Source organism: Vibrio coralliilyticus ATCC BAA-450 (genome assembly GCF_000176135.1).
GTDB lineage: Bacteria > Pseudomonadota > Gammaproteobacteria > Enterobacterales > Vibrionaceae > Vibrio > Vibrio coralliilyticus.
In genome coordinates this window covers 545,234-564,489 of record NZ_ACZN01000016.1, presented here as the reverse complement: position 1 = coordinate 564,489, position 19,256 = coordinate 545,234, and the positions used below count along the sequence as shown (strand labels likewise).

Genomic DNA, 19,256 nt, shown 5'->3' with positions numbered 1-19,256 from the left:
CTCTTTATGTTACTGGTAACATTTTACTCATAAAACAAAACGAATTTATTGGTTCAGATAACAAAAAAGCGCTCGCTTTGCAGCGAACGCTCTGTTTTTACACCGTGAGTTGCGTTTTGTTTGGCTCACTCCAAGTTAAATGAAACTTTTCATCTTCTGGTTTATCCACTCTGGAATAGGTATGCGCTCCAAAGTAGTCTCGCTGAGCCTGAAGCAAATTCGCAGGTAAAACACCGCAACGGAGCGAATCGAAATAGTTCAATGCAGAAGAGATAGCCGGCACTGGTACGCCATGAATAGCCGCATTAGACACACTGCTTCGCCAGCCACACGATCTCTGTGCGATTTGCTCGATAAAAACATCGGCGAATAGAAGGTGTTCCAACTCAGGTTCATTTTGGTAGGCCTTGGTGATGTCCTGTAAAAAGATGGCGCGGATGATACACCCTGCTCGCCAAATTTTAGCAATATCACCAAAATCTAGATTCCAGCCTTCTTCAACAGAAGTGGTCTTCAGCAGCTCAAAACCCTGAGCGTATACCACGAGTTTGGCGCAGTATAAGGCGTCGTGTAGCTCATCGAGCATAGCTTGCTTGTCGAAGCCACCCGCAGGTTTGGTGTGCGTTTTTAGAACTGCTGCTGCATTCACTCTTAGTTGCTTTTGTGCACTTTGTGCTCGAGCAAATACCGCTTGAGCAATGGTCGGTGCAGGTGCGCCCATTTGTAGGCTATTCACCGCCGTCCACAGCCCAGTCCCCTTCTGACCCGCTTTATCAAGCACCACATCAACAAACGGTTTTCCTGTTACTGGATCTTCTGTCTGCAATATCTCTGCGCTGATTTCTATCAAGTAACTATTGAGGACACCCTTGGTCCAACTTGAAAATACTGCACTGATTTCTCTAGCCGACATCTCAAGAACATCGGACATGAAATGAAATGCTTCACAGATAAGCTGCATATCAGCGTATTCAATACCATTGTGAACCATTTTAACGTAGTGCCCAGCTCCCGCAGGCCCTAGGTATGCTGCACATGATTCACCTTGTTCAAATTGTCCGACTGGCAGACCTTTTTCATCCACTTTGGCGGCAATCGCTTCCCACATCGGACGCACATATTCCCAAGCTGCTGGGTCACCACTAGCCATAAGAGCCGGCCCTGTTCGAGCCCCGACTTCACCGCCAGAAACCGCAGTACTAAAGAAACGCAATTTGCCCTGGTAGTGAGTCTCTCGGCGCTCAGAATCCGTCCAAAGGCTGTTACCGGTATCAATCACAATATCTTCGCTATCGATACCAGCAATGAGTAAATCATCAATCACCTTATCAACAATCTCTCCGGCTGGAACAGACAAGGCAATCACACGTGGTTTTTCCAAAGTCTTCAGTAACTCAGAGAGATTCGACGCCGCAACAAATTGACCTTTGCTGGCAATGCATGAAATGAGATCCGCTTCGGAAACAGCCCGTCGACGGTTAGCTTCATCAATATCAAACCCAGTGACATTAAAGCCATGGTCGAGTAGATTCAACGCAAGGCTTTTACCCATCACACCAAGGCCAATCATCGCAATATTTGACTGGCTCATAGCACTCGCTCCTTCAGTGCAATAAGCGCTGATTCCACTACGGTATTGACATCCGACGTAATATCGATAAACAACGCTTCATCGTCGCTTGGTTCAACTAAGGCTTCAAACTGACTTTTGAGCATCGCTTCGCCATTAAAATAATGGTTAGCACGTTGCTTGTGTCGAGACCATATAGTATCGAAGTCACCTTTCAGATAGACGATAGCCAGTTGTTGATTGTTACGACGAAGAATATCTCTGTACGCTGGTTTGAGTGCAGAGCAGGCAATCACCGCAGCATCATTCTCAACGTAAATTCGGTTTAGTGTTTCTAGCCAGCCTAAGCGGTCGCAATCATCCAGTGGAATTCCTTGCGCCATTTTCTCCACATTGGCTTTTGGATGGTAATCATCACCATCATAAAAAGGCAGAGACAACTTATCGGCAATCTCTTTACCAATCAGGCTCTTACCACAACCTGAAACGCCCATTACTAATATTTTTTTCACTTTCATTGGGTAATACTATCCTTAGCCTTCCAATTATCAGAAGGCTGTGAATACCAATTTCAATACTTTACTAATTCAAAATGCTTTGCGGTTATTTCCACCACATAGCGAGATCTGGGAACATAATCACTAGGCTTAATACGAAGATCTGCAGGCCAATAAATGGCAATAGTGAGCTGAAGATTTCCCCTAAACTGATGTCTTTTGGTGCGACGGACTTAAGATAGAATGCTGCCGGCCCAAACGGAGGCGATAAGAATGAAACCTGCATATTGAGGCAGAACACCACACCAAACCAAACTGGGTCATAACCCAAACTGGTAATAATCGGCACAAAAATCGGCATAGTCAGCAGTGCAACGCCAACCCAATCAAGGAACATACCAAGAACCAGTAGAACTACCATCATGATCAACAATGTCGCGAGAGGGCTACCGCCACTCAGGCCAAGAATGACTTCTTCAACGAAGTCGATACCGCCCATTAAGTTGTAGATTCCAACTAATGCGCTCGCACCAATACCAATCCACATGATCATGCCGCAAGTGCGCATGGTCGCGATCGCACTCTCTTTGAGCATGTTGATACTCATTTCACCGCGAATGATTGCTGAAATCATAATACCCACAACGCCCAGTGCAGAAGCTTCGGTTACAGAGGCGACACCGGTGTAAATGCTCCCAAGGACAACCGCTACAGACAACAGCGGGAAAAACAGAGCCTTGAAGTAGCTAACTTGCCTTTCATCTTCTTCATCACCATCACTTGGAATCGGGGCTAATGAAGGATTGAGCTTACAGCGAACTAATACGTAAGCGATGTAACAACCAGCAAGAATGAATGCTGGTAAGAACGAAGCCTTGAACAAATCACCGATTGATACACTCGCCGTCATACCATAGATAATCAGAACAATACTTGGTGGAAGCATAGTGCCCAGTGCGCCGCCTGCACAGGTGGTACCAATCGCTAATTTTCGATCATAACCAAGACGCAGCATCTGCGGTAAAGCAAGAATACCAAGCAGGACCGTTTCTCCACCAATCACGCCTGACATTGAGGCTAGAAGAACCGCCACCAGCAAGGTTTGTACAGCCACACCACCGCGTACTTTACGGCCGACAGATTTCATCGCGTCAAACAAGTCTCTGGCAATGCCTGATCGATCAAGCAGCGCAGCCATGAGAACAAACATAGGCACAGCAAGGAACACATAACCTGAAGCAAAACTGTAAGTCCGGCTCGCGATCAAAGGCAGTGCATCTGGCCCAAACCAGCAAAGAGTGAAGAAAATGGCGACAAAGCCTGTGACAAAGGCCAACTGCATACCTGTGAGCAGCAAGGCAATCATCATCACCAGCATGAGTACACTACCCCATGCGATGCCAATAGAAGATAAATCAAACATCGTTATTCTTCCTTAGCCCCATAACTTCCTGAATGAGGTGTAAGACAAACTGGATAACAAGAATACAAAGGACGACAAAAATCAGGCCCTTGAGTAAAGCTGGGTAAGGTGCATTCAGTACAGAACCCGATGTTTCAAGGCGAAGCTCACCCCACGGGGCATACCAAGACTCTTTCGCCATCGCAAAAGACGCGTAAGCCAGCATGCCAGCAAATGCCAGCCCCATGAGATGGTGAACAATATTGAGGTATTTACGTGTCTGTTCGGACACAGAATCGTAAATTAATACCACTCGCACATGCTTATTAGCAGCAAAGGCATAGATACCTCCAACAATAAACAGTGAACCACCAATGAAGGACGCCGTTTCGTGAACCCAAGTTGTTGGCGCGTTAAAGGCATAACGCATCAGAACTTCATAAAACGAAATAAATACAGTGAAGATGAATAACCAGCTCAGCAAATTACTGATTTTTATAATGGCTCTGTCGAGAAAGTTTCTCGGTTGCCCATCCTGCTGTTGAGGTGGATGTGGGACGTTGTCATTCATACCAATCAATTCCAAAAAGAAGGAGGGCTAAGCCCTCCTGAGAGAAGCTAGAACACATGTTCAGCTTAAAGAAGGCCGTTTTCTTCTAGGAAACCAGTCACTGAGTCATACACTTTTTTCGCGTTTGGTGAACGCTCAGCAAACACTTTCCATTGAGACTTAGCAATTTCACGGAATTTCTTACGCTCTTCGTCAGACCAATTATGGATAGTGATGGATGGGTTCGCTTGCGCTTCTTTCACTGCAGCCTGATCCGCCATTTTCAATTGAGTTGTCATGTCGTAAGAAAAATCACGGACTGAAGTTTGAAGAATAGTTTGTAAGTCTTCAGGCATCTTGTCCCATTTCTTCTGAGATACAGAAATATCGATCAGTGGTAATGAGTGGAAACCCGGTTGAACTGGGTGCGTAGCAATATCATTCATGCCCGCTTTTTGGTTGGTTGAAAATACCGTATAATCCGCTGCATCAATAACACCTTTACTCAAACCAGTGAAGACTTCAGAGCCAGGTAGGTTTACAGGCGTTGCACCGGCAGCGGCGAACACTTGCTGAACCAAACCTTCTGGCGCACGTAATTTCAAACCTTTCAAGTCATCGACACCGTTGAGCGGCTTTTTCGAGATGAAGGATTCAACGCCCGTTGTTGAAGCACCAACAAACTTCACACCATATGGTGCGTAAAGCTCAGTCATCAGTTCATTACCACCACCGTAGTTCATGTACTGCAGAAGCTGGGTCGTATCTGACCATGCACCGACCATGTTGCCAATTAGGCCAAAAGCAGGATCCTTACCCGAGAAGTAACCAGTTGCTGTCACTTGCCCATCTAGAATACCCATTTTGATCGCGCCTAAAGTTTCAGTGTGTTTCACCACTGCCCCTACTGGTAGAAGGTCGATGTCAATTCGGCCATTCGACATTTTCTCTACGCGCTCTGCCCATTTTTGTTGAACTTTAAAGTTCAAATCACCAGATGGGTCAGAAGACTGAATCTTCAGTTTGAAGTCAGCGGCCAAGGCCGAAGTCGCAAAAAGTCCTGTCAAAGTGGCAGCAAGCAAAGGTTTTGTCATCGCTTTCATAGTAGGGGTGTCCTTAGATTGTTTCATGTACTCCAATGCAGCCTAGTCTAGCTGCCCGGGATGAGACCGGATTATTATTTTATGTTACCGGTAACTTTGATACAAATGTTACCGGTAACAAGAAAACGTTTTCCATGACAAAAGTCACAAGTTTCAATTTTGTTAATAGCAAGATAGCTTAAGAGCAGAAGAAGTGTGATCTAAAACACATACGAAGCCCCCAACAGTTGAAGGACTGTTAGAGACAAACGTTTTGTTGAAGAAGTGTGTGCTATTTCTGGCGAAATACCCAGACAGGACCGATAAGAAGAAAAAGAAGATCTTCAAAGAATGAAGGCTTCTTACCCTCAATTTTGTGCCCAATAAACTGCAACATCCACAATACGGCAAATAAGATCAGCGAAACAAGGAGCACGGGCGCCTGAAGAATTTCCAAAGACCAAATCAAAGAAATACACGCCAATGTAAAACCAAGCATCATTAGAAACACGCTCAGCGACAGTTTAAAATAGAAAATCATGACAGGTAGCATCGCAACCCAAACCCAGTTTAGGGTAAAACCGAAAAACGAAATCGATGGAATTGACCAGATTAAGCCGACAATAGATAAGAAAATCCCCGGCACTGCTACTTTGTGGATTTTCTGGTTAACTGGATTTTGATGACTCTCACCATAATCGCTTAGCCACTGGGTCAGATCTCGCATTCTTATCCCTCTAAATCATCATCTTATAGTATTGTCTATAGCATGAAATTAGAGTAAGTGCCGACACGCAATCAGAGATTCGTGACTACAATCCGCTACGCTGAGCCTGTCGACGTTTCTCTTCATACATTCGGACATCGGCGAGCTTAAGCATGTCATCAACATCTTTAAAGTCTGCGCTATACAAAGCAAAACCAACACTTACATGAATATTGATGAGATGCTGCTCAAAAATGACCGGCGTATGGCAAATGGCTTTCTGTAGCTCAATGTTTAGAACATCAACATCTTCAATAGAAGATATCCTTGGAAGCATAATTAAGAACTCGTCTCCACCAATGCGAGCCACCACATCTGAAGCCCTGAGTACGCTTTTAATTCTCTCTGCTACCGCAATCAATACCTTGTCCCCCGCTGCGTGGCCGTAGGTATCATTGATTTGCTTAAATTTATCAAGATCAACATTGAGGATTGCAAATACCTCACCTTTTCCAGAATGAGAGACTGCGTCAAAATGCCCTTGAAGGGTATACATAAAATAACGACGGTTAGGTAACGACGTTAGCTCATCGTGAAGGGAGCGTCGATCTGCAGCTTGATATAGGCGAAAAATGGTGACAAAGGCAATCAGCAGAACCAGCACCATTGGATACCCTAGCAAACGAACTGCATGGACTCGGTACCACTCACTGTGTCGAAGCAAATCATCCTTAGTGGAAGCAGCTATTATCCAACTGCCGTATGGAAAGTGGACCGTTTCGGTGGCAAATGCGTTATCAAAAGTGCTCTGCGAGCCGTAAAAAACTTCTCCATCCAATCCCGAGCTGTTTATTCCACGCATTGCTAAATTGTATTTAAAAGAAAACTCTTCAGCACCAGCATCAATAAACAAGGTTTCCAATGAGATTACAACACTACATACTCCCCAGTAATCACGGTTGTATAGCGGATCGGTAAATATAGGTATGCGAGCAACAAGCGCCCTTCCCCCCTGAACCAAATTAACAGGACCAGCAATAAAGATCTCCTGAACCTCGCGGGCTTTCTTTATCGTTCGCCACTGACTTGGAACTGTTCGATAATCAAGTCCAAGTGCTTTCTCATTGCCTTCCAACGGGTAGATGTATTTGATGACATCATCAGGCGCCAAGCCGATGATAGTAACGTGACTCGCTTTGCGCATAATGCTGGAAGCAAGTAAATCCCAACCTGAATATTCGAAACTCGGGTTAGAAGCGACTAACGCCGATATATCGTTAACGGCGAATATGTCGTAAACGATAGCTGACTCTAGCTCTGAACGAACAATAGACAACTCTTCTTTAGCGCGGTCTAACAAGCTATCTCTCAAAAAATTCTTTTGACTGCGATCGATAGACTCGATAAGTCCAACTGCCAAAGAAAACAGTGTAAAAGCCAGCAAGAACACTGACCATCGATTGCCAAAGCGATACTTCATTCCACCCCCACAAAAGCTCATCGAAAAGATCATGTTTGTTAGACCGATGAGTAGTAATGCCTCTATTCCTAACCAGTTAGAGGTATATAATTATTATTATGGCTATTGTTTTAGCACTTATATAAAAACTACATTAACTTGAGTGAGTTTTCATCGGTTAAAGATAAAATTATTGATAAGAGAGTGAATTTTGGATTTGTTTGAAGCCTTACCCTATGAACAAAGATGGATCGACTTACCGAATGGTCGATTATTGTGGTTAGACAACTTTATTTCATCCAATGAAGCCGACGAACTGATGTCTTCACTCAAATTAGAAACACCTTGGACACAAGAGCGAATACAGCTTTTTGGACGTAGCGTGCTACAACCGCGTTTGCAGGCTTGGTACGGAGATAAATCCTATACCTACTCTGGCTTAACGATGCCTGCTATGCCAATGACGGAAAGATTACAGTCCGTTAAATCTCGATGCGAAGGCGTCGCCAACCAAAGATTCAATTCAGTATTACTTAACTTATATCGCGATGGTCAGGATTCGATGGGGGCTCATCAAGACAATGAGCCCGAGTTAGGACAAAACCCTACTATCGCTTCTCTCAGCCTTGGAGCTACACGACGATTTACTCTCAAACACCTACATACAGGACAAAACCATGATATTGAGCTTAGCCATGGTAGCTTGCTCATCATGGCCGGCGAAATGCAACACCACTGGAAGCACAGCTTACCCAAAACTAACCAATCAATAGGTGAACGTATCAATCTCACCTTCAGAACCATTTTTTAATTTCTTACGCTACTTTTAAGTTACTTTTCTTCAACCACTTAGGTAACAGTACGCAGGCTACGTTAGCAATGATAATGAGCGAAAGGCCTAACACTTGATACACACTGTAACTTTCTTTGTAGAACAGTACTTGCCATAACGCGGTAAACAATAAGTTGGTAAAAATGAGCGGTGCGAGCTGAGATCCGGACTCTGCTAGTTTGTAGGCTTTTGAGCGAAATACTTGAGTATTGATGATCAGGAACGCCAGAACACCAAGCACCGCTATTATAAGCCAAGGATTAGTTCCAGCAGGCTGATACATAGTTTGATTATTGACTAAACTCAGCGCTAAAAGCGGAGTAATTACCACAGCAGCATAGAGGAAAGTCCATAGGTTGATTTCAAACGCATTCAATCTACTCTTGCTGATGCGGTATAGGCTCAACTGCGAACCCGCATTAAACACCCCAGCTCCAAGGCCAATAAGGAGTTCTAGTCTGAAATTGAAGCCACTGACATCACCCGCTAACAAAACGACCCCGGTAAACGTAGTCACAAGTCCCACAATATTAACGACACTCAAGTGAACAGAAAATATAAGCTTTTCTAACACTGGAATAAATAATGGTCCAGTACCAAACAATACAACACTCTCAACGAGAGTCAGGTGCTGCAGTGCATAGATAAAGCACACCTGACATGCACCAATGCAAAGCGCTCTCACCCAAAGAGGGACCTGTTCATTGCGGTCTGGCCATCTTACTTCTTTGCCAATAAACATCAAAAGGAGCACCATCGCAGGCAAGATAAAACGAAGAAAGCTTAGCAAGTTAGCATCAAAATGCTCGCTTAAAAATTTGGAAAACAGTCCGGTTAGTGACAAACTGAATGTTGAAGACAACATGAATAAGACTGGGTACAACTGATTTGGCATAACTCCTCCCTATTTGCTGCTAAGTTTAGAAGTTTGAAGCAGAAATAAAAAACGAGTAATATTTACAGGTTAAGTAAGAAAAACTTACAGATGAAAAAACTAGCACCTCTTAAGTCTATTTACTCCTTCATTGCTGTGGCAGAAACAGGCAGTATGACGGAGGCAGCCAATGAATTGAGCGTCAGCCACTCTGCTGTTAGCCAAGCTATCAAGTCACTCGAAACACAAATCGGTCAGGCGTTGTTTATTCGGACGGGGCGAAAAGTGGCTCTCAACGCAGCTGGCCGCAGGTACTACAAACAAGTAGCCCCGGCAATAGAACAGATTGTAGCGGCCACTCAAAATCTGATTGACGAACAGCAGAGCCAGAGACTGACACTCAATATGGTCCACTCTCTGGCAATGCACTGGTGGATTCCCCGAGTCAATCGATTTAATCAGTATGCACCGCAACTGGATATACGCATTTCAAACCTAATCGGTAGCTTTGTTATGGAAAACGAAGGCATTGATGTCGCAATCATTCATGGAAACACTGACGATTGGCCTGATTACTACTGTGAATTACTAGCTAGGGATGAATTGGTAATGGCCGCTAGCCCTGAGCTAGTCAATGAAGAGACCACACCAGCATCTTTATTGGCTCAGTATCCCGCTATCGTTGCTGCTAACGACAGACGAAAATATGACTGGCAGGTATGGTGTGAAAACCATCAACTCTCTATGCCACCTTTTGCCAATAATTTAAGCTTTTCAGCCTCAATTCAAGCGGTTCAAGCGACCATTCGTAAACTGGGTGTCTTTGTGACACATCGACAGTTTATCCGGGATGATGTCAGTAATGGCTCTCTCGTCGAGGTTGGCCAGCCAGTCCTCAACCCTCATCAGGATTTTTACTTCGCCTGCCAGCCCGAGAAGCTTAAAAATGAACACGTTCTAATACTTCGCAATTGGCTTCGTAGCGAATTCAGTACTTAGCTGCCATTTATAGATTTTTTTATTATATAGAATGACACTAGGACTCCATTTTCTCTAAACTAATCATAGAGTTAAAAACGCCAATTTATTATCGATTATTATATTTGACCATCAAATACAATGAGTTACCTATGCGCCAAAATTTAGTGCCTTAAATTTAGCCCCAACTCATAAGCAATACGACTCATATAATTAATTGATCTCATTCAATTTCCTTTTCTAATACCTTCATTCAGACTCCTTTTTTTCTTCTAGACTTTAATTGCCGGATTGTGAATTTACGGGCAAGGAATCAAATGGCGAGTTTTGTAGGACAACATTTAGAAGAAATGGCGGATATGCGCTCTGCTCGCAAGTGCAAAGTCGTGCTCCTCTGTTCTGTCATTGCGCTCGTCATTTTAACCTATTACGGCTCTATCCATATTGCCAATCAAAACTACCTGTTTGGCACACTCAATATGCTGTGCGTGGCAGTGCTCTCTGCCAATCTTTGGTACCTCAGACTTAATCAGTCAGCCAACTTTTCAGACTTGGTGCTTTCATGTGTTTTGCTCTTTCAAGGAATGATGTTGCTACTATTCGGCGAACATATCTCCGATCGCCTTCTTTGGCTCTACCCTATTATGGCGGCTGTTATTTTTGTCTGTGAATTCCGCTATGGATTGCTGTTCAGTAGTAGCTTCTATGTTTTGACGATGATCACCTGTCTATTTACGGATTTAGTTTCTGTGCCACTGCAGCTCTCTGTAGATAGATTTCTGATCAGTTTATTTGCCCTATGCTTACTGTGTAATACCTCATCTTACTTCTACTCCAAAGTCGTCAACTATATTCAATCGCTCTATAAAGAGGGGATTGAAGACCTCGCTTATCGCGATCAACTCACTGGACTTGCGAATCGTTGGAGCTTTGAGAGCTGGGCAATGGAGAAATTAGAAGAAGTACGTGCCAATAAGACGGTCACCGCAATGGTGTTTCTCGATATTGATAACTTTAAGGCCATCAATGATACCTATGGCCATGATGTAGGGGATCGAGTTTTACAACATTTCTCAAAACGCCTAAAGAACAATATTCGCTCTAAAGACAGGAAGACACAGAAACACGACTATTCAATCGCACGTTATGCTGGTGATGAGTTTGTCTTACTTCTTTACGATGTACGAAGCATAAAAGACCTTAACAATATACTGGAGCGCATCTGTCATTTGTTTGAAGACAGCTACCAAAGCACAGAAAGGATTAATAAACTCACCGTAAGCGCTGGTGTCGCAATCTTTCCGACCGATGGAGACTCACTGCCAGAGCTCACTCGCTGTGCAGACAAAGCAATGTACGCCGCAAAACATAATGGAAAAAACCAATATCGATATTACCAAAGTGATCACGCTGGATCTGTCCCTGCAATCAAGAGTACCGATGCAGAGAAGGTAACCCCAATAAATAAGTTTAGCGGCTCATGAACATGAGCCATAGACAGATAGCCATCACAACCAACATCCAAGCAGCGTAACGAGCAGAATTAGGTTTATCCTTCTTTGGCACAACAATAGGCTTCATTGCGGTCTCTTTGGCAGCCCTTGCAGCAGTCGATAATGAGCTACGCTGTGCCATTTGATCGCGCCGAGCTTGCGCTTTATTCGCTACTTTGCCAAATCGGTGTAACTGATCAGCAGTAAGCTCCTGATTGGGATCGTAACGAGCGTTCGGGTCTTTGTGTTTCGGTACTACAGCCATCATCAACCTCCTCTCGAAGCAGTTCAGTTACAAACTAAGTATAGCCAACGATGTAACTGACAAATCTGTTTATTACTTGGTCATATCTCGGGATTTCCGAACAATAATGCTGCTACCTCATCATATAGCCTTGTTCTCAAGCCCTTTCATTAGTTTGTTTAAGCAAAGTCTTTGCCAATATTTGAAAGCATGTAAGAAATGATTTTTGGACAGAAATGTGATGAAGAGAGGAAATATACGTCCTCCATAGATGGAATTTGCGTTTTTAAAATCGAATTGCGTTTTGTTTTGCATGTTATTACTCGCCGCCCACCATACAGACATACGCGACGAGATTGTTGGTTTTATTTTAAAGGTACTCGCACAGATAAGCAGTTGCTGCAGTGACTTTAAGATCGAATGACGAGTCGCCTGCTACGTTAAATGACTCACCTTTGGTGTAAGTTACCCAATCCTCATCGCCAACACGTTTAACGGTTAAGCTACCCTGCACCACCGTCATACGCTCTGGCGCAGCCGTGCCAAATGTATATTCACCAGGAGCCATTACCCCTACACTAGATTGTGCGCCGTCTTGCTCGTACGCTAAAGACTGTACGTTCCCTTCAAAATAATGATTTGCTTTGATCATGTATCCTCCTTGAAATTATTCGATAGAAACTAAGTATCAGAGCTAGTTTTTATCGGAATCATTGACACCTAGCAAGTAAGTATTTCAACCGCACGCTAGGCGGTGCATTTACAAAGTGATATAAAAACAGTGGGTTGCCGTATAAACACCCAAAAGATAGGAGAATGTTCGATGTCTAAGGAAGAATCCAAGATCCCAACCAATAGATTATCTCGTTTTGGTCAGATGGCATCATTGGCGACCAAAATAGGCTCTAATGTCGTTGCGGAAGGAACAAAGCAATGGATGAAAGGCAATAAACCTAGTAAACAAGAGTTATTGCTTACTCCTACCAATATCAAACGCCTGGCCGATCAATTAGCACACCTACGCGGTGCAGCAATGAAAATAGGCCAAATGCTCTCTATGGATGCAGGTGATCTTCTCTCTCCTGAACTCGCCGATATTCTGGCTCGTTTACGTTCTGACGCCAACCCCATGTTGGCCAAGCAGCTCACACAAGTCATGTCGAGCGGCTTAGGCGACGATTGGAAGTCTCAATTCTTGTCGTTTAACTTTAAGCCAATAGCCAGTGCGTCAATCGGACAAGTGCACTTTGCTCATACTGATGCGGGTGATCCCATAGCAGTCAAAGTTCAATATCCAGGTATCAGAAAAAGCATCGACAGTGATGTGGACAATGTGGCGACACTTCTTAACCTGGTAGGCTTAATTCCCAAAAATGTCGACATCAATGGCCTTCTTCAACAAGCGAAAGAACAACTTCATGACGAAGCCAACTATAAAAAAGAAGCCGAATTTCTCGAAACGTATCGAAAGCATTTGATTAATGATACTGAATTTGAAGTTCCAAGAGTTTACCCTGCGGTGAGCTCTGAAACTGTGCTAACTATGTCTTATCTCGAAGGGCAGCCTATTGAAACAATCAGTAATTGCGACCAAATCACTCGTGATAAAGTGATGACCGCGTTGCTATCCCTTCTTTTCAGAGAACTGTTTGAGTATCAACTTGTGCAAACAGACCCCAACTTTGCCAACTATCTGTTTAATCATGAGAGTAAGAAAATCGTTCTGTTGGATTTCGGGGCGACCAGAACATACAGCGACAAAATCAGTCAAGGTTATCAACGAGCGTTTAAAGCGGTGACTAAAAATGATAGTCATGCATTAGATAGCGCACTCTCTCAGATAGGTTTCTTTAGTCAAGATATTGAAAGCCAACAGAAAGCAGCCATTTTAAATTTGGTTGAGCAGGCCTGTGAACCTATGCTTTTCGATGGGGAGTACGATTTTGGCACCAGTGATTTGTCCATGCGATTGAGGGAGGCCGGGACAGTATTAAGTATGGAAAAGAACTACTGGCATACTCCGCCAGCAGATGCGCTGTTTCTCCATCGCAAGATAGGCGGACTATACTTATTAGCAGCAAGACTAAAGGCCAAAGTGAATGTTAAGGCATTGGTGGCACCTTATATTGACTAAAATAAACCGTGCATTTTTTGGGCTGAAGATCAAACTTATTATTGATAAGTAATGTCAATGAGAAAACTCTTACACCACAGCAATCGAATTAAAGGTAAACTTTCGATTTAGTTCCGCTGACCAGAGCAGTTTAGTGTGGCGTTAAACAGAACAACCAATGCACCCAAATTGAAAAAGCGCTCTTACATGGAAAAAGAAGCTTTTGTAAAATTATCTTTCGCAACGCTATTTTTCATTTTGGCGACAGCTTTTGCTGCGCTGCTTTTTTTCAGCTACAAAGATTACGTCCACCCTAAGAATGTCTACGGCCGTTGGATAGAAATCGGCACTCCTGAATACAACACTGAAATTCTGACGTTTAACGAAATAGGTGTTTATCGAAATGACCGGTTAATCACCACTAACTTCGACTTTGACGGAAAGCTAGTCACGGTAACAACGGGTGGTGGTATTTCAATTTATCAAATTGCAGGTACCTTCGAATCACCTCAACTTCGTCGTCTAGAACCCAACAGCCCAACACAGCGATTTATCAAAGCCGGTTATGAAAACACGGTTGATATGGAAGGCGGCGGAGGCTCTGCCAAAAATCGCCGAGCCGCTTTATCTGAACACTTCAGCAGTAAGAAATAAACAGAGCGTTGCTCAGTTTATTGATTTACCGTCATCAGAAATGAAGGCGAATAAGACCTGTCGGAAAAATGTCGGTAGTGTGCCTACTGACAACCCCTTATACTTGTCCTCATAACTTCAACAATAAGACCCCTTAAATGAATGAGTTAGTTGCTTTATTGCCTCAGAACCTTGTGACTATGCTGCAAAGCTGGGATACCAACGTTCTGTTCATCACTGCCGCAAGTTTCTTTGCTTGGATCGCATGGCGCATCATCTACGGTAGACTAGAGATTCTTGTCGGCAAAACCAAATTCCACTGGGATGACCTTACTCTACACGCACTCAAAACGCCCGTCAGCACACTGATTTGGTGTTGGCCCGCGACAATTTCACTTGGATTCATTCTGCAAGACTACATGGGGTCTAAGCTGAACTGGCTAAGTACTTTAAAGCTTCTACTGGTGATCGCTATCTTTATCTGGATCACCATGCGGCTGATAAACAATGTCGAAGAGTATGTTTTAAAACAGAAGTCTAGGGACGAGACGACAGTCCAAGCGATAGCCAAGGTGTCGAGGCTGTTCTTCATTACCATTGGTATGCTGACCATCATGCAGGCATTTGGCCTAAGCTTGTCCGGTTTACTGACCTTTGGTGGTGTCGGTGGCTTGGTTGTGGGTTTAGCAGCCAAAGACCTCCTCTCTAACTTCTTTGGCGGTATGATGATTTATTTCGATCGTCCGTTTAAAGTCGGAGACTGGATCCGCTCTCCGGATCGCCAGATCGAAGGCACCGTAGAGCGCATCGGGTGGCGAATGACGATTATCCGCACTTTCGACAAACGACCTCTTTATGTTCCTAACTCAGTATTCAGCAACATAGTGGTGGAAAACCCATCACGAATGCTCAACCGAAGAATCAAAGAGACGATTGGTGTTCGCTACGATGATGGAGAGAAGGTTGCTCAAATCGTAAAAGACATTAAGACAATGTTGAAAAGTCACCCTGATATTGATACCAAGCAGACTCTCATCGTCAACTTCAACGCTTTTGGTCCGTCATCTCTGCAAATGATGGTGTATACCTTCACCAAAACCGTTAACTGGATTCGCTATCATGAAGTCAAAGAAGATGTTCTGTTAAAAATCATGTCTATCATTCACAAGCATGGCGCAGATATCGCGTACCCAACTCAAACCTTGAAGTTTGAGCCGCAATTTTCAGACGAACAGACGCCAAACGAACTCTAATAATAAAGCCCTCATTCGAGGGCTTCTATTTATGTTTGAGTCACAGGTTCTCTTTCCACTGGGTCTTCAGCGTGTTCGGCATACCAATAGAGCCAGATCATTGATAGACAGACGATAAAGCAGAAACCAAATAACCAGTTAGCGCCTAACCACTCAATCATCATTCCCCCAAGCAATGGACCAATTGCAAAACCCAACGTATAGAGCGCCGTCGCACCGAAGTAAGAGCCCCTCAAATGGGCAGGCGCGAGTCGATCAATTTGAACGTTAATGGTTGGGAAAGTCACCACCTCTCCGAGGCTGATAATAAAGCTGGCTATCGCCCAGCCTATCGCGGCATCTTTTGGTGACACAATAAATGCCAGTTGCCCAATAGCAATCAGGATCATCCCTATGCGAGTACGGGTAAAAAGCGGAAGCTTTTCCATCAGTTTAAGTAGCGGGAACTGAAATAGAACAATGGTCGCGGTGTTGATAAACAATAGCATCGCAATCAATGTGGCAGACTCTTCAATGCCACTTCGCACAATAACCTGAGGAACTGATGATTCGAGCTGCGCATAAACGAACATCAACATCAGATTAGCCAACATCAACAAGACGAAGATTCGGTCTTTACTGATGACTTTCAACGTCTGGCGAAAATTGGGTAATTGTGAACGATCCGGTTGCTTAAACTTGCCTTTACGTTCAATACCAAAAAGAATCCAAAAGCAATACGCTAAGTGAGTAAACCCAGTCACCATAAACAGGCTTTGAGGATCCGATAATGCTAGCGTTACCCCAATAAGAGGCCCTATTGCCCCGCCAATATTAAGCAAAAAGTAACGTGTGTTAAGTGCCAGCTCTCGGTCTTTCAGATCATCAAGCGAGTCTCCTAACACCGCCTTAGCTGGCCCATCAATGAGAGGATGCATCAAGCCAGTAAAGAGAATGAGAATGTAGAAATGCCAAACTTCACTCGCCAAAGCGATGCCGTTATACGCAAAAAAAGCGATGATACAGCCGGCCGACATCAGCCACTTTCTGCCGAACTTGTCAGATAGATAACCCGAATATAGCCCAGCGACTGAACCTATCAAGGCAGACGCTGCAAGCATCGAACCGACCTCGATAGCAGAGGTACCATAATCCTGATAGAGGAAGACAATCAAAAACGGCCAGGCCATGAAATAACTGGTCCTAGCAATGAGTACGCCAATTAGAACTGTCCAAACGGAAAAGTTAAAACGTTTCACCCTTTCCCATTGAAAAAGACTTTGTTCTTTATCCATTGGCTTACTCCTTCATTAACCAGCTTGTTGCATAAATGTTAACTTAGAGTACATGAGTTTTCGATGTAAAAGATAGCGTTATTTATAATTCCAATAAAAAGGCCCGCAATACGCAGGCCTAGTCAAAATATCGTTTATTTTCTATGGAGTTATAGTATCTAATTCTGAAAGCTTAAATCACCTTTTACCCACTTTTCATTCTGGTTTTTCCACCAGAATGACGTGTTTATCTCATCATTGAGCTCAAGTGTTTCTCCAACCATAGGTGTCACTAATCTCGCGCCCGTAACTTTGGCTTCTTCGATGAGATCGGTCATGGGTTCATCCCATTTGTGAGCAAACAGCTCGAAAGTGGACCAATGAACTGGGAACAATTGCTCTGCGCCCAGATCCATAAATGCCTGCATCGTATGTCGCGCTTGCATATGCCCCCAGTTTTCGACAGGGAAACCTTTACCCTCTTTCACATTGGCGGCCACTTCAATGAATGCCATATCAAACGGTCCGAGTTTTTTTCCGATCTCTTTAAAATGTGTGTCGTACGCTGAATCACCGCTGTAAAACAATGAGCCAGATTTACCAAGGATGGCCCAAGAAGCCCAAAGCGTGCTATTGGAATCAAAACCAGTACGGCCAGAATTATGGTTTGCTGGGGCTGCAGTCAGCTTAACGCCATTGATAGTGGTCGACTCCCACCAATCTAATTCTTGGATCTTAGCAGGACTTACGCCCCACTTTTCTAAATGGCGCCCTACCGCCAACGGCACCATGAAGACGACATCTTTATCGGCGTAGTAACGAATCGTCGACTCTTCTAAATGATCATAATGATCGTGTGAAATCACAATAGCGTCTGGTAGAGGTAATTCATCACGTTTAACCGGCGCTTTTACATTACGGGAGAAAAACTTTTTCGCCACCCAAGGTGACGCGTGCTCAAACACAGGGTCAATAAGGATTCGAGTTCGGTCTATATCGATAAATAGACTTGAGTGTCCTAACCAAGTAACACGCATATCATCACTGCGTTGCGCCAGTTTGACCATATTGACGGGAACATGGGGCAACATGGTTTGAGGCTTGAGGGAGCCTCGTTGGAAAAAGAATTTCCACATCACTGCAGACATACTCTCTGAGCTTGGCACGCTAGGCATTCTAGCCACTACTTTGCCATTTTTAAATTGCTTTGAGTTGACGATTCTTTTCGCTCTCAGCCGTTCGCTCTGTTGACGCTCAACACCGCTTTCGGTGTTAAGAAGCTGGCTGAATCCCATTACACCTAGTGCTGAATTTGCCGATGCTTTAATCCGATTGCTCATTTTCATGACCTAGTAGCTACCCAAGAAAGTAAACGATGGTGTATACTTTAGACACTGCAACATTAAAAGTAAACACCATCGTTTACTTTAAGTATCTTGAGATGAGTGCATGATTAAACGAAGCGATATAAAACAAGAAGATATCATCAGGTCCGCCATTGAAGTTTTCTCTCAAAAAGGCTTTGAGCAGGCCAGTATGGAAGGTATTTCTAAACATGCTGGGGTTTCAAAACGCACGTTATACAAATACTACCCAAACAAAGATGCTCTATTTGAGGTCATTGTAGATAAGCTAATATGTCGCTTTGATGAACAATGTGAGCTGAAATTTGAACCTTCTGTGTCAGTGGCAGCACAACTTATCGATATCACACTCAAGCAGATGTGTTACATCAATACCGACGATTTTCAAATGACCGCACGCTTAGTCATGGCGGAATGCATTCGATGCCCTCACACTTCTCAGTTGCTGATGAAACGTTTCGAGGCTATCGAGGACTCTTATGGCCTTAATCAGTGGGTAAAACAAGGCATTGAGGCTGGGGTGCTTGAAGTCGATGACATCTCCATGGCTGTTGAACAATTTATCGGCAGTATTAAAGCCGTCGTTTTTTGGCCTCAATTACTTGGGCATCAACCTCCGGCAAACTGTGAACTACTAAAAAGTGCAGTAGAATGTGCAACTCACACCTTCGTTGCACGTTATCAGACGAAATAACGTCTCTCTGGGCAAGAATACCAAGTCAAGTTCTTGCCTCTCTCTTCTAACCATTTGTCTAATTAGCAATAACTAAATAAAAGTCCAGACTCAAAGTAAATACCTGTTGTAAATAGCCAATAACAACCATTCTTATAAATAAGAACTCCAGCCATCTGTAATTGTTTCTATTTTGAGAAAGTTAAATTATTCTCATCCAACTTAGAAAATAAAATAAATAAAAAACACACTCTCAAATTATTGAGTAAAACATCTAATA

Annotated in this window: 19 protein-coding genes; 7 read left to right on the top strand and 12 right to left on the bottom strand. The window is 43.7% G+C overall.

All coding sequences use genetic code 11. The features are described from left to right. Nucleotides 1-97: 97 nt before the first annotated feature. From gndA to VIC_RS13675, 7 genes are all read right to left on the bottom strand, one after another. The gene (gene gndA / locus VIC_RS13705; protein WP_006960570.1) at nt 98-1,591 is read right to left on the bottom strand and encodes an NADP-dependent phosphogluconate dehydrogenase; all 1,494 of its coding nucleotides are present in this window, start codon (nt 1,589-1,591) and stop codon (nt 98-100) included. Continuing rightward, complete coding sequence (locus VIC_RS13700) at nt 1,588-2,088, bottom strand: gluconokinase (RefSeq protein WP_006960569.1); 501 nt, start codon at nt 2,086-2,088, stop codon at nt 1,588-1,590. Before VIC_RS13700 ends, gndA begins: the two co-directional genes overlap by 4 nt. 85 nt (nt 2,089-2,173) lie before the next feature. Beyond that, nucleotides 2,174-3,490, bottom strand: a complete 1,317-nt coding sequence (locus VIC_RS13695) for a TRAP transporter large permease (protein WP_006960568.1) — start codon at nt 3,488-3,490, stop codon at nt 2,174-2,176. Next, a complete protein-coding gene (locus VIC_RS13690; protein ID WP_006960567.1) occupies nt 3,483-4,040 on the bottom strand; it encodes a TRAP transporter small permease subunit in 558 nt (185 codons plus the stop codon). The genes VIC_RS13695 and VIC_RS13690 overlap by 8 nt, the downstream gene beginning before the upstream one ends. Nucleotides 4,041-4,105: 65 nt before the next feature. Further along, complete coding sequence (locus tag VIC_RS13685; RefSeq protein ID WP_006960566.1) at nt 4,106-5,122, bottom strand: TRAP transporter substrate-binding protein; 1,017 nt, start codon at nt 5,120-5,122, stop codon at nt 4,106-4,108. Nucleotides 5,123-5,393: 271 nt separating this feature from the next. Continuing rightward, complete coding sequence (locus tag VIC_RS13680) at nt 5,394-5,828, bottom strand: Mpo1 family 2-hydroxy fatty acid dioxygenase (protein WP_006960565.1); 435 nt, start codon at nt 5,826-5,828, stop codon at nt 5,394-5,396. A gap of 85 nt (nt 5,829-5,913) precedes the next feature. After that, nucleotides 5,914-7,287 carry a diguanylate cyclase gene (locus tag VIC_RS13675; protein ID WP_039952048.1) on the bottom strand — a complete coding sequence of 458 codons (1,374 nt, stop codon included), beginning with the start codon at nt 7,285-7,287 and terminating at the stop codon, nt 5,914-5,916. A gap of 190 nt (nt 7,288-7,477) precedes the next feature. Between VIC_RS13675 and VIC_RS13670 the strand changes: the two genes are divergently transcribed. Continuing rightward, the gene (locus tag VIC_RS13670; RefSeq protein ID WP_050778621.1) at nt 7,478-8,077 is read left to right on the top strand and encodes an alpha-ketoglutarate-dependent dioxygenase AlkB family protein; all 600 of its coding nucleotides are present in this window, start codon (nt 7,478-7,480) and stop codon (nt 8,075-8,077) included. Between the two features lie 4 nt (nt 8,078-8,081). On the opposite strand, the gene VIC_RS13665 is transcribed toward VIC_RS13670, so the two are convergent. Next, entirely contained in the window at nt 8,082-8,993 is a 912-nt protein-coding gene (locus VIC_RS13665; protein WP_006960562.1) for a DMT family transporter, read from the bottom strand. Between the two features lie 90 nt (nt 8,994-9,083). Between VIC_RS13665 and VIC_RS13660 the strand changes: the two genes are divergently transcribed. After that, the gene (locus tag VIC_RS13660) at nt 9,084-9,971 is read left to right on the top strand and encodes a LysR substrate-binding domain-containing protein (RefSeq protein WP_006960561.1); all 888 of its coding nucleotides are present in this window, start codon (nt 9,084-9,086) and stop codon (nt 9,969-9,971) included. A 296-nt stretch (nt 9,972-10,267) separates the two neighbouring features. Further along, entirely contained in the window at nt 10,268-11,434 is a 1,167-nt protein-coding gene (locus VIC_RS13655) for a GGDEF domain-containing protein (protein WP_006960560.1), read from the top strand. Here the strand turns inward: VIC_RS13655 and VIC_RS13650 are convergent. Beyond that, nucleotides 11,421-11,708, bottom strand: coding sequence for a hypothetical protein (locus tag VIC_RS13650; protein ID WP_039951941.1), 288 nt, complete (start codon nt 11,706-11,708; stop codon nt 11,421-11,423). The genes VIC_RS13655 and VIC_RS13650 overlap by 14 nt on opposite strands. A 349-nt stretch (nt 11,709-12,057) precedes the next feature. Next, nucleotides 12,058-12,339, bottom strand: coding sequence for a pyrimidine/purine nucleoside phosphorylase (gene ppnP, locus VIC_RS13645; protein WP_006960558.1), 282 nt, complete (start codon nt 12,337-12,339; stop codon nt 12,058-12,060). A gap of 171 nt (nt 12,340-12,510) precedes the next feature. On the opposite strand from ppnP, the gene VIC_RS13640 reads away from it, so the two are divergent. From VIC_RS13640 to VIC_RS13630, 3 genes are all read left to right on the top strand, one after another. After that, nucleotides 12,511-13,821 (top strand): ABC1 kinase family protein, encoded by a 1,311-nt coding sequence (locus VIC_RS13640; protein WP_006960557.1) that lies wholly within the window; start codon nt 12,511-12,513, stop codon nt 13,819-13,821. A 186-nt stretch (nt 13,822-14,007) separates the two neighbouring features. After that, the gene (locus VIC_RS13635; RefSeq protein WP_039951939.1) at nt 14,008-14,454 is read left to right on the top strand and encodes a DUF2850 domain-containing protein; all 447 of its coding nucleotides are present in this window, start codon (nt 14,008-14,010) and stop codon (nt 14,452-14,454) included. Between the two features lie 137 nt (nt 14,455-14,591). After that, nucleotides 14,592-15,686 carry a mechanosensitive ion channel family protein gene (locus tag VIC_RS13630; protein WP_006960555.1) on the top strand — a complete coding sequence of 365 codons (1,095 nt, stop codon included), beginning with the start codon at nt 14,592-14,594 and terminating at the stop codon, nt 15,684-15,686. 29 nt (nt 15,687-15,715) lie between these two features. Here VIC_RS13630 and VIC_RS13625 read toward each other — a convergent pair whose 3' ends face one another. Both VIC_RS13625 and VIC_RS13620 read right to left on the bottom strand, forming a co-directional pair. Continuing rightward, entirely contained in the window at nt 15,716-16,960 is a 1,245-nt protein-coding gene (locus VIC_RS13625) for an MDR family MFS transporter (protein ID WP_039951937.1), read from the bottom strand. A 158-nt stretch (nt 16,961-17,118) separates the two neighbouring features. Further along, on the bottom strand, nt 17,119-18,279 hold the full coding sequence (locus VIC_RS13620; protein ID WP_039951934.1) for an MBL fold metallo-hydrolase: 1,161 nt from the start codon (nt 18,277-18,279) through the stop codon (nt 17,119-17,121). 109 nt (nt 18,280-18,388) lie between these two features. Here VIC_RS13620 and VIC_RS13615 point away from each other — a divergent pair, with 109 nt between their 5' ends. Beyond that, nucleotides 18,389-18,997 carry a TetR/AcrR family transcriptional regulator gene (locus VIC_RS13615; RefSeq protein ID WP_006960550.1) on the top strand — a complete coding sequence of 203 codons (609 nt, stop codon included), beginning with the start codon at nt 18,389-18,391 and terminating at the stop codon, nt 18,995-18,997. The last annotated feature ends 259 nt before the right edge of the window (nt 18,998-19,256 follow it).

What these genes read in the sequence shown, in the direction of transcription:
- VIC_RS13625 (WP_039951937.1), bottom strand. Translation starts at nt 16,960, where the DNA reads ATGGATAAAGAACAAAGTCTTTTTCAATGGGAAAGGGTGAAACGTTTT.
- VIC_RS13685 (WP_006960566.1), bottom strand. Translation starts at nt 5,122, where the DNA reads ATGAAAGCGATGACAAAACCTTTGCTTGCTGCCACTTTGACAGGACTT.
- VIC_RS13640 (WP_006960557.1), top strand. Translation starts at nt 12,511, where the DNA reads ATGTCTAAGGAAGAATCCAAGATCCCAACCAATAGATTATCTCGTTTT.
- ppnP (WP_006960558.1), bottom strand. Translation starts at nt 12,339, where the DNA reads ATGATCAAAGCAAATCATTATTTTGAAGGGAACGTACAGTCTTTAGCG.
- gndA (WP_006960570.1), bottom strand. Translation starts at nt 1,591, where the DNA reads ATGAGCCAGTCAAATATTGCGATGATTGGCCTTGGTGTGATGGGTAAA.
- VIC_RS13630 (WP_006960555.1), top strand. Translation starts at nt 14,592, where the DNA reads ATGAATGAGTTAGTTGCTTTATTGCCTCAGAACCTTGTGACTATGCTG.
- VIC_RS13675 (WP_039952048.1), bottom strand. Translation starts at nt 7,287, where the DNA reads ATGAAGTATCGCTTTGGCAATCGATGGTCAGTGTTCTTGCTGGCTTTT.
- VIC_RS13665 (WP_006960562.1), bottom strand. Translation starts at nt 8,993, where the DNA reads ATGCCAAATCAGTTGTACCCAGTCTTATTCATGTTGTCTTCAACATTC.
- VIC_RS13620 (WP_039951934.1), bottom strand. Translation starts at nt 18,279, where the DNA reads ATGAGCAATCGGATTAAAGCATCGGCAAATTCAGCACTAGGTGTAATG.
- VIC_RS13635 (WP_039951939.1), top strand. Translation starts at nt 14,008, where the DNA reads ATGGAAAAAGAAGCTTTTGTAAAATTATCTTTCGCAACGCTATTTTTC.
- VIC_RS13700 (WP_006960569.1), bottom strand. Translation starts at nt 2,088, where the DNA reads ATGAAAGTGAAAAAAATATTAGTAATGGGCGTTTCAGGTTGTGGTAAG.
- VIC_RS13650 (WP_039951941.1), bottom strand. Translation starts at nt 11,708, where the DNA reads ATGGCTGTAGTACCGAAACACAAAGACCCGAACGCTCGTTACGATCCC.
- VIC_RS13615 (WP_006960550.1), top strand. Translation starts at nt 18,389, where the DNA reads ATGATTAAACGAAGCGATATAAAACAAGAAGATATCATCAGGTCCGCC.
- VIC_RS13695 (WP_006960568.1), bottom strand. Translation starts at nt 3,490, where the DNA reads ATGTTTGATTTATCTTCTATTGGCATCGCATGGGGTAGTGTACTCATG.
- VIC_RS13690 (WP_006960567.1), bottom strand. Translation starts at nt 4,040, where the DNA reads ATGAATGACAACGTCCCACATCCACCTCAACAGCAGGATGGGCAACCG.
- VIC_RS13655 (WP_006960560.1), top strand. Translation starts at nt 10,268, where the DNA reads ATGGCGAGTTTTGTAGGACAACATTTAGAAGAAATGGCGGATATGCGC.
- VIC_RS13660 (WP_006960561.1), top strand. Translation starts at nt 9,084, where the DNA reads ATGAAAAAACTAGCACCTCTTAAGTCTATTTACTCCTTCATTGCTGTG.
- VIC_RS13680 (WP_006960565.1), bottom strand. Translation starts at nt 5,828, where the DNA reads ATGCGAGATCTGACCCAGTGGCTAAGCGATTATGGTGAGAGTCATCAA.